Annotated in this window: 11 protein-coding genes; 3 read left to right on the top strand and 8 right to left on the bottom strand. The window is 69.8% G+C overall.

Translation table 11 applies throughout. The annotated features are described in order from the left end of the window. Positions 1 to 41: 41 nt before the first annotated feature. Complete coding sequence (locus AB0J62_RS27435) at positions 42 to 659, top strand: NAD(P)-binding domain-containing protein (protein ID WP_363877062.1); 618 nt, start codon at positions 42 to 44, stop codon at positions 657 to 659. Here AB0J62_RS27435 and AB0J62_RS27430 read toward each other — a convergent pair. The 8 genes from AB0J62_RS27430 to tkt are packed head-to-tail and all read right to left on the bottom strand — an operon-like array spanning position 618 to position 10,354. After that, on the bottom strand, positions 618 to 1,148 hold the full coding sequence (locus AB0J62_RS27430) for a hypothetical protein (protein ID WP_363877060.1): 531 nt from the start codon (positions 1,146 to 1,148) through the stop codon (positions 618 to 620). The genes AB0J62_RS27435 and AB0J62_RS27430 overlap by 42 nt on opposite strands. Further along, positions 1,138 to 1,953 (bottom strand): isocitrate lyase/phosphoenolpyruvate mutase family protein, encoded by an 816-nt coding sequence (locus AB0J62_RS27425; RefSeq protein ID WP_363877058.1) that lies wholly within the window; start codon positions 1,951 to 1,953, stop codon positions 1,138 to 1,140. Before AB0J62_RS27425 ends, AB0J62_RS27430 begins: the two co-directional genes overlap by 11 nt. 40 nt (positions 1,954 to 1,993) lie before the next feature. Next, positions 1,994 to 2,713 (bottom strand): 6-phosphogluconolactonase, encoded by a 720-nt coding sequence (pgl, locus tag AB0J62_RS27420; protein WP_363877056.1) that lies wholly within the window; start codon positions 2,711 to 2,713, stop codon positions 1,994 to 1,996. Beyond that, positions 2,710 to 3,843, bottom strand: coding sequence for a glucose-6-phosphate dehydrogenase assembly protein OpcA (locus AB0J62_RS27415; RefSeq protein WP_363877053.1), 1,134 nt, complete (start codon positions 3,841 to 3,843; stop codon positions 2,710 to 2,712). Before AB0J62_RS27415 ends, pgl begins: the two co-directional genes overlap by 4 nt. Then, complete coding sequence (gene zwf, locus AB0J62_RS27410) at positions 3,840 to 5,399, bottom strand: glucose-6-phosphate dehydrogenase (protein ID WP_363877051.1); 1,560 nt, start codon at positions 5,397 to 5,399, stop codon at positions 3,840 to 3,842. Before zwf ends, AB0J62_RS27415 begins: the two co-directional genes overlap by 4 nt. Before the next feature lie 21 nt (positions 5,400 to 5,420). Beyond that, positions 5,421 to 7,004 carry a glucose-6-phosphate isomerase gene (locus AB0J62_RS27405; RefSeq protein ID WP_363877049.1) on the bottom strand — a complete coding sequence of 528 codons (1,584 nt, stop codon included), beginning with the start codon at positions 7,002 to 7,004 and terminating at the stop codon, positions 5,421 to 5,423. After that, positions 7,001 to 8,110 (bottom strand): transaldolase, encoded by a 1,110-nt coding sequence (gene tal / locus AB0J62_RS27400; RefSeq protein ID WP_363877046.1) that lies wholly within the window; start codon positions 8,108 to 8,110, stop codon positions 7,001 to 7,003. Before tal ends, AB0J62_RS27405 begins: the two co-directional genes overlap by 4 nt. Positions 8,111 to 8,152: 42 nt before the next feature. Beyond that, on the bottom strand, positions 8,153 to 10,354 hold the full coding sequence (gene tkt / locus AB0J62_RS27395) for a transketolase (protein WP_363877044.1): 2,202 nt from the start codon (positions 10,352 to 10,354) through the stop codon (positions 8,153 to 8,155). A 287-nt stretch (positions 10,355 to 10,641) separates the two neighbouring features. Between tkt and AB0J62_RS27390 the strand changes: the two genes are divergently transcribed. Next, positions 10,642 to 11,613 carry a heme o synthase gene (locus AB0J62_RS27390; protein ID WP_363877042.1) on the top strand — a complete coding sequence of 324 codons (972 nt, stop codon included), beginning with the start codon at positions 10,642 to 10,644 and terminating at the stop codon, positions 11,611 to 11,613. A 97-nt stretch (positions 11,614 to 11,710) separates the two neighbouring features. Continuing rightward, positions 11,711 to 12,808: a ScyD/ScyE family protein gene (locus AB0J62_RS27385; protein ID WP_363877040.1), complete on the top strand. Its 1,098-nt coding sequence runs from the start codon at positions 11,711 to 11,713 to the stop codon at positions 12,806 to 12,808. Positions 12,809 to 12,942: the final 134 nt, after the last annotated feature.

The raw sequence follows: 12,942 nt of genomic DNA, 5'->3' as shown, positions 1-12,942 counted from the left end.
GACACCGGAAGGTGCGCATCGGACTGTCTACCGTCGGGCCCATGAGAATAGGAACACTGGGCAACGGACTGATGGCCGAGGCGCTGGCCGGTCGATGGATCGAGGCCGGTCACGACGTGATGGTGGGCGGTCGCGATCCGGAGCGGGCCGCCGAGCTCGCCAAGCGGATCGGCGCCGTGCCGGGCTCGTTGACGGAGGCGGCGGCGTACGGCGAGGTCGTGCTGCTCGCCGTACCGGCAGAAGTGGCGGTGGAGGTGGCGAAGCTCGTGCCGCCGGGGCGGACGCTGATCGACTGCACAAACGCCTTGGATCACAGGGATTTCACGCTGGCGCAACCGGCCACTGCCGAGGCGATCAGCCGGGCGGTCCCGGAGGTGCAGGTGGTCAAGGCGTTCAACCTCGCCGCGGACGCAGTCTGGCGGAACCCGCCGTCCGGACTGGGTGTGCCCATCTGCGGGGACGGAGGATTCGACCTCGTCGCGGACCTGGTCCGAAGCGTCGGTTGTGTTCCCGTCACCGCCGGCGGGTTGGCACGGGCAAAGTTGCTGGAGGCAACTGCTGCGTTGGCGATCGGGATCTGGGTGGGCGGGGGAGACGTCCGCGGCATGTTCCCAGGGCTAGCCGATGCGTTCGGGACGGTTCTGCCGAGCCAGTCGTAGGCTCCAGGCGGGAAAGAGCAGGTACGTTCCGGCCCAACTGACGCCGGCCACGAACGTCCACACCGGTGCGTTGTCCATGTCGTCGATGCCCATGAAGATCCCCGGTACGCCGAGGAGCCCAAGTAGCATCAGCACCCCGGCGACCATCCCCGTCGGCCGCAGCCGGCGGCTGGTCCCCACCAGCCAGACGCCGATCAGTCCGAATCCGGCACTCGACCACAACCCGGCGAGATAGAACCCGGTGACGCCGGTCAGCACCAGCACCGTGCCTGCGACCGTCAGCGCCGCGCCCAGCGCGACCAGGCCCACCAACACCGGGGACGCGGGGCGCAGCAGCCAGGCGAGGGCCAGGCTGAGCAGGCCCAGCAGCGCGTTGCCGAGGTCGTTGATGGCCCCGAAGGGTTCGCCGGCCGCGTAGAAGATGATCAGGCAGGCGCAGGTGACGAAGCCCACGATGCTGTGGGCCGTCGCAACCGGTCTAGTGCTCACCCTTGGATGATCGCGCAAAAAGCACGTTCAGTTCAGCCTGCGGGATCTGGTCGGCGGCGAACGCGATCGTTCCCTTCGTCGCCAGTTCCTCCGCACTCCGGCGGACGAACCCAAGTGCGGCCCGGGCGATGCTGCCGCCGAGACTGATCCGGGTCACCCCGGCGCCCTGCAGATCGGCGACGGTGAGCGTCGACGTACCGAGGCCCATCACCACATTGAGCGGACCGTCGATCTCCCGCACCAGCAGGCGGATCGCGTCCAGGTCGTTCACCCCAGGTACGTACAGGCAGTCGGCACCCGCCGCGCGGAAGCGGTTGGCGCGATCGATCGAGTCCGCCAGCGACGTCGGCGTACGCAGCAACTGCCCGTCCGTCCGCGCGGTCAGCACGAACTCGGACCCCGCAGCCTCACGCGCGGCCACGATCCGTTCGGCCGCCAGCTCGGCGTCGTACAGCTTCCGCCCGTCGAAGTCCTCGATGTTCCCGCCCGCCAGCCCGGCCTCGCGGGCCAGCGTGATCGTGTCCGCGACGCGCCCCGGCTCAGCGCCGTACCCGTCCTCGAGGTCCCCGTTCACCGGTACGGCGCTGGCGGCCGCGATCTCCCGCACGCGCTCGAACATCGCCTCCCGCGACACCGCCGGCGCGCCGTCGGGCAGTGTGTGATCGCCCTTCGCCATCGAGAACGCGATCCCTGCGCTCGTCGTCGCGATCGCCGGGAAGCCGGCCGCCGCGAGGATCACCGCACTTCCGGCGTCCCAGGCATTCGGCATCACGAACGGAGCGGTGTGCAACTCGCGGAAGGTCATTCGCCGAGTCTGTCACCCTCACGCTTCGGTGCCCGGCGAACTACGACAGCTTCGAGGCCGCTGCCTGGTCCAGGAGCCAGAGTGTGCGGTTCTCGCCCTTCGGCCGGGCGGCCGGGACGTCACCTTCGGCCAGAGCCGTCGCGACCGCGTCGGCCTTGTCCTCGCCGGACACCACGAACCAGACCTCGCGCGTCCGATTGAGCAGCGGCATGGTCAGCGACACCCGGGTCGGCGGCGGCTTGGGGGAGTCGTGCACCGCGACCGCCGCGACGTCGACGACCTCGAGCTGCGGATACCCCGGGAACAGCGACGCCACATGGCCGTCCGGCCCGACGCCGAGCATCAGTACGTCGAACGTCGGCGGACCGGCTGCTTCCAGCTCGTCGGCGTACGCCGCTGCCGCCGCCTCAGCGCCCTGTCCGTTGTCGGCCGGCATCGGATGCACCCGCGCCGGGTCGACGTCGATCGCGGACAGCAGGGCGTCCCGCGCCTGCGTCTCGTTCCGCTCCGGGTCGCCGTCGGGCAGGAAGCGTTCGTCGCCCCACCAGAACTCGACCCGGTGCCAGTCGACCTCGACCTTCGCCGGCGATCCCGCCACCGCGCGATACACCTCGGCGGCCACCCGGCCGCCGGTGAGGACGATGTGCGCGACCCCGCCGGTGCTCTGGGCGTCGGCGAGCGCAGTGATCAACCGCTCGGCCACCGAGAACGCCAGGTCCTCGGCGTCGGTGTGAATCAGCAACTCCGGATCGACAGTCATCGCTTCGCCACCCGCTTGCTCCCGGCAACCTTCTTGGCCGCACCCGTCTTCTTGACCGCGGTCTTCTTCGCCCCGGTCTTCTTTGCAGCCGCCTTCTTCGGGGCCGCCGCCTTCTTCTGCGCGGCGGCAGGCTGCTGCGCAGAAGTCACCTTCTTGCCCGCCGCGCTCACGCTCGCCGCCGTCGACTTCCGGGCCGTCGCGTCGACCTTCTTCTCGGCCGCCGGCATCTGGTCCCGCTCGACCATGCACGCCAGCGTCTTGGCGTACACGTCGTCCGGGTCGAGCCGGCGCAGCTCCTCGCTGAGCAGCTCGGACGTCGTACGCCGCTTCAACGCCACCGGGCGATCCGGCTGACCCGGCACGCTGAACGTCGCCACCGCGCCATCCGGCCGCGTCAGCGCGATCTGCCCGGACGGCGTGAACAGCCGTACGGCGGTCACGCCCGGCCCGCGGGAATTCCGCTGCTCCACGGGCACCTTCAGCCGCGACTGCAGCCATGCAGCCATCAGGTCCGCGCTCGGGTTGCCCTTGGCGGCCGCAACCTCGGCGCCGGTCACCTTCGTCGGGTACTGGTCCAGCGCCGCCGCCATCAACGCACGCCACGGCGTCAACCGCGTCCACGCGAAGTCGGTGTCGCCGGGCTTGTAGCCCTCGGCCCGCGCACTGAAGTCCACCGAAGCCCGCCGCGTCGACGCAGCATCCGTCACGCGACGCCGGCCGAGCCGTCCCAGCGGGTCGTCGGCCGGAACCTTCGGCCCGCCGCCTGGCCACCAGACGATGACAGGGGAGTCGGGCAGCAGCAGCGGTGTGATGACCGACTCCGGCACCTTCGCCAGCTCACCGTGCAACCGGAGCAGCACGGCCTCGCCCGGGATGCCCTCGCCGACGCGCACCTCCGCGTCCAGCCCCGGCGCGCCACGGCCGGGCCGCAGGATCGCGACCAGGACGCGCGACGGGTGTTCGCGACCGGCTTCGTTCGCGGCCTTCATCGCGTCGTGGTGCGACGCCTCGTCGACGACGACCACGATCGTGCCGACCATGCCCATGGCCGGCGAACCCGCATGCCGGCGGGCCTTCAGCAGCGCCGAGGCGATCTCGCTCGACGTCGTATCGGTCAGGTCGATGATCATGGCCGCCTCCAGGACCGTCCGTCGCGGGCGAGCATCTCGTGCGCGGAGTCCGGTCCCCAGTCGCCGGAGGGATACTGCTCCGGCTTGCCGTGCCTGGCCCAGTAGTCGAGCACCGGATCGAGGATCTTCCAGCCCAGCTCCACCTCGGTGTGCTGCGGGAACAGCGGTGGATCACCGAGCAGTACGTCGAGGATCAGCCGCTCGTACGCCTCCGGGGAGGACTCGGTGAACGAACCGCCGTACTGGAAGTCCATGTTCACGTCGCGGATCTCCATCGTCGTCCCGGGCACCTTGGCGCCGAAGCGGATGGTGATGCCCTCGTCCGGCTGGATCCGCAGGACCAGTGCGTTCTGCCCGAGCTCTTCGGTCTCGGTCTTGGTGAACGGCAGGTGCGGCGCGCGCTTGAACATCACCGCGACCTCGGTCACCCGGCGCCCGAGCCGCTTACCGGTGCGCAGGTAGAACGGGACTCCCGCCCACCGGCGGGTGTCGACGTCGACCCGCAGTGCCGCGAACGTCTCGGTCGCCGAAGTCGGCGGAATGCCGTCTTCCTGCAGGTATCCCTTGACCTTCACGCCACCGGCCCAGCCGGCCGCGTACTGACCGCGGGCGCTGTGAAGGTCCAGACGCTCCGGCAGCTGTACGGCGTTCAGCACCTTCTTCTTCTCCTGGCGCAACGACCAGGCGTCGAAGCTGACCGGCTCTTCCATCGCGACCAGCGCGAGCAGTTGCAGCAGGTGGTTCTGGATCACGTCGCGGGCAGCGCCGATGCCGTCGTAGTACCCGGCGCGGCCGCCGATGCCGATGTCCTCGGCCATCGTGATCTGCACGTGGTCGACGTAGTTGCTGTTCCAGATCGGCTCGAACATCTCGTTGGCGAACCGCAGCGCCAGGATGTTCTGGACCGTCTCCTTGCCCAGGTAGTGGTCGATCCGGAAGACCGCCTCCGGCGGGAACACGGACTCGACCACGCGGTTCAGCTCGCGGGCGCTCTGCAGGTCGTGCCCGAACGGCTTCTCGATCACGACCCGCCGCCACGAGCCGGGCTTCTCGTCGGTCAGCCCGTGCTCGGACAGTTGCCGCACGACCTCCGGGAACAGGCCCGGCGGGATCGACAGGTAGAACGCGTGATTGCCGCCCGTACCGCGGGTGACGTCCAGCTCGTCGACCGTCTCGCGCAGCCGCTCGAACGCCACGTCGTCGGTCAGGTCACCCGGCACGAACCGGAAACCCTCGGAGAGCTGTTGCCAGACCTCCTCGCGGAACGGAGTCCGGGCGTGCTCCTTCACCGAGTCGTGCACGATCTGGGCGAAGTCCTGATTGGTGTAGTCGCGGCGGGCGAACCCGACCAGGGCGAAACCGGGAGGCAGCAGCCCCCGGTTCGCCAAGTCGTAGACCGCCGGCATCAGCTTCTTGCGGGCCAGGTCGCCGGTCACGCCGAAGATCACCAGGCTGCACGGCCCCGCGATCCGCGGCAGCCGCCGGTCCTGCGGATCCCGCAGCGGGTTCCGGTGCGGCGTGATGTCGCCCGGCCCATCGTCGAGCTCAGCGGTCATTGCCCGCTTCCTCCCCGTGTCTCAGTTGCCGAACAACGACAGGAGTTGCTGTACGCCGTTCGCCACGTCGGTCAGGTGCAGACGCAGGACCGGACGCCCGCGCTCCGCCAGTACTCCGGCATCGCCGGCGGCCTGCGCCGTGATCAACGTACCGAAACTGAACGGCCGATCGGGGATCTCCACGTCGGTCGGGTGCGCCCCGGTGATCTGCAGGAACACGCCCTCGGGGTGTCCGCCCTTGTGGTACTGACCGGTCGAGTGCAGGAACCGCGGGCCCCAGCCGAAGGTCACCGGACGGCCGGTCTTCGTCGCCAGCGCCGGCCGTACGCCGAACAGGTCGGCGTCGCGCTCGGAGTCCAGGTACGCCATGACCGCGACGTACCCCTTGGCGTCGAGCTTGCCGAGCAGCGCGTCCACCGCGCCCTGCAGCGAGTCCACGCCGTCCAGCAGACCCTCGGACCCCCGGACCTCGACAGCGCCTTCGGCGAAGGCGGCCGCCTCCGGCTCCGGCTGCGCGTCGAGCAGACCGCGGGCGGCCTTCTTCGCGCTCTCCACATCGGGCTGGTCGAACGGGTTGATGCCGAGCAGGTAGCCCGCCACCGCCGTCGCCGTCTCCCAGAGCAGCATCTGACCGCCGAGCGAGCCCGAAGTCAGCGCCGTCGGCACACCGCTGGTCGCCTTCTCCGCGAGCAGCGCGTTGGTCAGATCAGCAGCGTCGCTGTGCAGCTCCGGCGCGCCGACCTCGACCGCGACCGGCAGTACGCCGGTGCCGTTCTTGCCCGTGCTCTCCGCGATCAGCTGCTCGGCCCAGTCCGGGAACCCGACGATGTCGGACCCGTCGGCGGTGATGATCGCCTTGTCCCGGCCGGCACTCGCCGCGAGCACAGCACCCAGCCAGAGCGCCGGGTTGTCGGTCGAGTCGGCCTGCAGCTCTGGGGCCGCCTCGGCCGCCTGGTCGAGCAGTTCGGCGATGTCCGCGCCGGCCAGGCCGGACGGCACCAGGCCGAACGCCGTGAGCGCGCTGTACCGGCCGCCCACGTTCGGGTCGGCCAGGAACGTCTTGCGGTAGCCCTCGTCGGCCGCGAGCTTCTCGAACGGCGAACCCGGGTCGGTCACCACGACGACCCGCGACGCGGCGTCGATACCCGCGTCCTGGAACGCCTTGACGAACACCCGCCGGTGGCTGTCGGTCTCGACCGTCCCGCCGGACTTGCTCGACACGACGATCACGGTCTTCGAGAGGTCACCGGCCAGTGCCCGCCCGACCACGCTCGGGTCGGTCGAGTCCAGCACGACGAGCTCGACGCCCGCCGTCCGGGTGATGACCTCGGGCGCCAGCGACGAGCCGCCCATGCCGGACAGGACGATCCGGTCCAGACCCTCGGACCGGAGGTCCGCCTGCAGGGCCTCGATCTCGGCCAGCAGCGGCCGCGAGGTGTCGTGCAGGTCGACCCAGCCCAGCCGGATCGACGCTTCGTGCTCGGCGTCCGGGCCCCAGATCGTCGCGTCCTTCGCGGCGATCCGGGACGCGATCTTCTCGGCGACCAGCTTGTCGACGACCTCGGCCCAGTCGCCGTTCTGCGTGCTGACCTTCGGAGCGCTCACTTGGCCGCGCCCTTCAGGGCCGCTGTGACGGTGTTCTGCAGCTCGGACCAAGAGGCCTCGAACTTGGCCACGCCCTCATCCTCCAGCAGCTGGACGACCTCGTCGTAGGAGATGCCCAGCTTCTCCAGGTCGGCGATCACCCTGCGGGACTCGTCATAGGTGCCGCGGACCGTGTCGCCGGAGAACTCGCTGTGCTCCTCGACCGCCTTGATCGTTGCCTCAGGCATCGTGTTCACGACGCCCTTGGTGACAAGGTTGTCGACGTACAGCGTGGGGGAGTACGACGGGTCCTTGGTGCCGGTGGACGCCCACAGCGGCCGCTGCGGCTTGGCGCCGGCGGTCTCGAGCTCGCGCCAGCGGTCGGTGTCGAAGATCTCCTCGTACGCCTCGAAGGCGAGCCGGGCGTTGGCGATCCCGGCCTTGCCCTTCAGCGCCTTCGCCTCGTCGGTGCCGATCGCGTCCAGCCGCTTGTCCACCTCGGTGTCCACCCGGCTGACGAAGAACGACGCGACGCTGGCCATCTTGGTCACGTCGTGGCCGTTCTCGACGGCCTGCTCGAGGCCGTCCAGGAACGCGGCGACGACGGCCTTGTACCGCTCCAGGGAGAAGATCAGCGTCACGTTCACGCTGATCCCGGCGGCCAGCGTCTGGGTGATCGCCGGCAGCCCTGCCTTCGTGGCGGGGATCTTGATGAAGATGTTCTCCCGGCCGACGATGTCCCACAGCTGCTTGGCCTGCTCGACGGTCTTCGCGGTGTCGTGCGCGAGCGTCGGCTCGACCTCGATCGACACCCGGCCGTCCTGGCCCTCGGAGTCGTCGTACGCCGGCTTGAAGACGTCGGCCGCGTCCCGGACGTCGCTGGTGGTGATGACCCGGATCGCCTCGTCGGTGGACACGCCCTGGGCGGCCAGCCGGCTGACGGTCTCGGCGTACGCGTCGGCGTCCGAGATGGCCTTGGCGAAGATGGTCGGGTTCGTGGTCACACCGACCACGTGCTTGTCCTCGATCAGCGCCTGCAGGCTGCCGCTGGTCAGCCGCTGGCGGGAGAGGTCGTCGAGCCAGATGGAGACACCCGCGTCGGCGAGTGCTTTCAAGCGATCGTTCATGTCCGATGCCTTCTTCCGAAACTCTTCTGTTGTTGGGGTGTCTCAGTTCGCGGAGGCGACCTGGCCGCCACCGGCCTCGCCCGCGTCCGCCGGTCCGACCGGTCCGGCGGCGGCGCGGCCGGGCGGCACGCCCGGTCCGCTGATCTGTGCGGCCGCGGCGATGCTGTCCTTGGCTGCCTGGACGACCGCGTCGGCCGTGATGCCGAACTCGTCGTACAGCGTCTGGTACGCCGCCGAGGCGCCGTAGTGCTCCAGGCTGACCGACCGGCCGGAGTCGCCGACGATGTCGTGCCAGCTCTGGGCGATCCCGGCCTCGACCGAGACCCGGGCGCGGACGTCTGCCGGGATGACCGACTCGCGGTACGCGTCGTCCTGCTCGTCGAACCACTCGCGCGAGACCATCGAGACCACGCGGGCGTTGACGCCCTCCTCGGCCAGCTTGGCCCGCGCCTCGACCGCGAGCTGGACCTCGGAGCCGGTGCCGATCAGCACGACGTCCGGCGTGCCTTCGGTGTCCAGCAGCACGTACGCGCCCTTGTGGACGTTCTCCGTCGTGGCGTATCCGTCCGTGCCGCGGGGGAACGTCGGCACGTTCTGCCGGGTCAGCACGAGGCCGGCCGGGCGGTCGGTGTGCTCGAGGATCGCGGCCCACGCGGCGGCCGTCTCGTTCGCATCGCCGGGGCGGACGATGTCCAAGCCCGGGATGGCCCGCAGCGCCGACAGGTGCTCGACCGGCTGGTGCGTCGGGCCGTCCTCGCCGAGGCCGATCGAGTCGTGCGTCCAGACGTACGTCACCGGCAGCTTCATCAACGCGGCCAGCCGGACCGCCGGGCGCATGTAGTCCGAGAAGACCAGGAACGTACCGCCGTAGGGGCGGGTCAGGCCGTGCAGGGCGATGCCGTTCATCACCGAGCCCATGGCGTGCTCGCGGATGCCGAAGTGCAGCACGCGGCCGTACCAGTCGCCCTGGAACTCCTTCGTGGCGAACTCCGGCGGGATGAACGACGGCTGGCTCTTCGGGGTGGTGTTGTTCGAGCCGGCCAGGTCGGCCGAACCGCCCCACAGCTCCGGCAGCTCCGGGGTCAGCTTCGTCAGCACCTCACCGGAGGCCGCGCGGGTGGCAACGCCCTTGGCGTCGGCGTCCCAGCTCGGCAGCGCGTCCTTCCAGCCGGCCGGCAGCTCGCGCTTCGACAGCCGGTCGAGCAGCGCGGCCCGCTCCGGGTTCGCCGCCTTCCACGCGTCGAACTTCTCGTTCCACTCGGCCTCGAGGGCCTTGCCGCGGTCCAGCGCCTCGCGGGTGTGCGCGAGGACGTCGTCGGCGACCTGGAACGACTGCTCCGGGTCCCAGCCGAGGACCTTCTTGGTCGCGGCGACCTCGTCGGCGCCGAGCGCCGAGCCGTGGATCTTGCCGGTGTTCTGCTTGTTCGGGGCCGGCCAGCCGATGATCGTGTGCAGCCGGATGAAGCTCGGCTTGTCGGTGACCGCCCGGGCCGCCTCCAGCGCGTCGTACAGCGCCTGGACGTCCTCGTGGTAGCCCGTGCCGCCCTGGGTCCAGTCGACGTCCTGGACGTGCCAGCCGTACGCCGCGTACCGGGCCGCGACGTCCTCGGAGAACGCGATGTCGGTGTTGTCCTCGATCGAGATCTTGTTCGCGTCGTAGATGACGGTCAGGTTGCCGAGCTTCTGGTGACCGGCCAGCGACGACGCCTCGGCCGAGACGCCCTCCTCCAGGTCACCGTCGGACGCGATCACGTAGATGTTGTGATCGAACAGACCCTCGCCCTTCGGCGCGTCCGGCTCGAGCAGGCCGCGCTCGCGGCGGGCCGCCATCGCCATGCCGACGGCGTTGCCGACGCCCTGGCCGAGCGGGCCGGTGGTGGTCTCGACGCCGGGGGTGTGCCGGTACTCCGGGTGGCCCGGGGTCTTGCTGCCCCAGGTCCGCAGCGCCTTCAGGTCGTCCAGCTCGAGGCCGAAGCCGGCCAGGTAGAGCTGGATGTACAGCGTCAGGCTCGAGTGACCCGCGGACAGCACGAACCGGTCGCGGCCCGGCCAGTGCGGGTCCGCCGGGTTGTGCCGCATCACCTTCTGGAACAGCAGGTACGCCGCCGGCGCGAGGCTCATCGCCGTACCGGGGTGGCCGTTGCCGACCTTCTCCACCGCGTCCATCGCGAGCACCCTGACGGTGTCGACCGCGCGCTGGTCGAGCTCGGTCCATTCAAGCTTGGGGCTGGTCTTCTCCGTCACGCCGCCGGCGCTCCTCTCGATGCAGACTCACAGTGCCTTCTCGGTACGCACACGGGATGAGCCTACTGCGGGGGACTGTCCCTGTTGCGCACCGCTCGACTGTTTGTCAACCGTTCAGCAACTTCCGCTGTTCCCCGACGTCTCCGAGGTCACACTGTGCTCGTTCCGGGCTCGTACCGGGCTCTTGCCGGGCTCATCGGAGGGGGGTGCGAGAACCCTCCTACGGGGCGTCGTAGACTGCTGAATCGTCAGCGCCGGAAGTCCGGCGTCAACCCACTTTGTTCGAGGTGTTCGTGACGGCCGTCGACCCGCGTCCCGCCGCGACGACGTCGTACCCGACGCCGCTGCCGGACGCTACTGCTGTGGTGAGTCCGTCGGTGCGCGACGTGGTGAAGGCGTACGTCGGTCTGACCAAGCCGCGCATCATCGAGCTGCTGCTGATCACCACCGTGCCGGTGATGTTCCTGGCCGCCGGTGGAGTGCCCGGGCTCGAGGTCGTGGTGGCCACCCTGATCGGCGGCATCCTCGCCTCCGGCAGCGCGAACACGATCAACTGCGTGCTCGACCGCGACATCGACGAGCAGATGCGCCGGACCCGGCGCCGCCCGTTGCCGCGGCACGCGGTCAGCCCGCGCTCGGCGACGATCTTCGGCGTCGTGCTCGGCGTGCTGGCCACGCTGGAGCTCGGCTTCTTCGTGAACTGGCTGTCGTCCGGCCTCGCGCTGGCGGCGAACCTGTTCTACGTCTTCGGCTACACGATGGTGCTGAAGCGCCGGACCGTGCAGAACATCGTCTGGGGCGGTATCGCCGGCTGCTTCCCGACCCTGATCGGCTGGACCGCGGTCACCGGCAAGCTGGCCTGGACCCCGGTCGTGCTGTTCCTGGTCGTGTTCTTCTGGACGCCGCCGCACACCTGGTCGCTGGCGATGCGGTACCGCGAGGACTACGCATCCGTCGACGTGCCGATGCTGCCGGTAGTCGCCACCCCGGTCGCCACCGCGCGGCAGATCATGGCGTACTCCGTTGTCATGGTGATCACGTCGCTCGCGCTCTGGCCCATCGCGGGCACCGGGTACGTGTATCCGCTGGCCTCGATCGTGCTCGGTTTCGTGTTCCTCCGGGAGGCCCGCCGGTTGTTGCTCCGGGCCCACACCGGCGCGGAAGGCGCTGCCCTGCGGCCGATGCGGCTCTTCCACTTCTCGAATATCTACCTGGCGTTGCTGTTCATCGCAGCGGCCGTCGATCCGCTCCTGCACTGACCCGCAGCGCTTGACCAGATCGTGACCACGTGTTGCGATGGTCCGGTCTGTGGAGGCGTTTCCACGCCTGGGGAGACACAGTGGCAGGGGGATTCGTATGGGGGTACGAACACGTGTTGCGGCAGCCGCCGCACTCGCGTTGGCCGGTTCGTTGCTGGTGGCCGGGCAGGCCGATGCCGGTGGTCATCGCAGTAGTTTGAAGCCGGTGGCAACGGGTTTGAACGGCCCGCGCGGCGTCTCGACGTACAAGAACCTGGTCATCTACAGCGTCACCGACGGTTCGGTGTACGTGACGAACGGCCACAGGTCCGTGAAACTCGGCACGGTGCCGGGCACGGGCGGGTTCCCGCCCGCGATCGACACGAACAAGTGGGGTACGACGTACGCACTGACGGGTGCGGGCGGCGAGCCGGGACAGCCGCCGGTGCCGGGCAGCTCGACGCTGTACCGGATGCGGTACGGGAAGGCGCCGATCAAGGTCGCGGACATCGCGGCGTACCAGACGCACGACCCGGACCCGTACAACCAGGCCGACTCACCGACGGAGTCCAACCCGTTCGGTGTTGCGGCCCTGAGTGACGGCACGGTTCTGGTGTCCGATGCCGCGAACAACGATCTGCTGAGGGTGTGGCCGAACGGTCACGTCAAGACGGTCGCGCGGCTGAAGCCACGCACGGTCAAGGTGCCCGCTGGCCTCGGTAGCGAGGCTCCGCCGGCCGGTACACCGTTCGTCGCCGAAGCAGTGGCCACGTCGGTCACGGTGGGCTCGGACGGCTACTGGTACGTCGGTGAGCTCCGTGGCTTCCCGGCAACGCCGGGGACGTCGGAGATCTGGCGGATCAAGCCGGGCTCGGTGGGCGCGGTGTGCGATCCGGTCAAGCCGAACAAGGGCAACTGCAAGCGGTACGCAGACGGTTACACGTCGATCGTCGACCTGGCCGGCGGTCCGCGCGGCACGCTCGCAGTCGTCGAGTTGGACAAGGCGAGCTGGCTGAAGTTCGAGATGAGCGGCCCGACGCACGGTGGGCTCTTCCTGCAGTACCCGGGCAGGAACCATCGCGCAGGGTATGCACGGGAACTGGTGAAGGATCAGCTGACGCTGCCAGGCGGGGCGGGCTTCAACCGGTGGGGCGAGCTGTTCGTCTCCGCACCGGTCTTCGGCCCGGGCGCCGTCTACAAGGTTCTGTACAGGTAGTAGCCGGTTGTCACCGTCGGGGGGGGGGGGGGGGGGGGCGCCCCCCCCCCCGCGCCCCCCCCCCCCCCCCGGTCGGAGGGCGGCGGAGCCGAGCGGAGGAGGTGGCATAGCGGGACGCCACACGACAGAACAAG

Source organism: Kribbella sp. NPDC049584, from assembly GCF_040675555.1.
In the GTDB taxonomy this organism is placed as follows: Bacteria; Actinomycetota; Actinomycetes; order Propionibacteriales; family Kribbellaceae; genus Kribbella.
The sequence above is the reverse complement of the archived record's forward strand: the minus strand, read 5'-3'. Positions and strand labels throughout refer to the sequence as shown.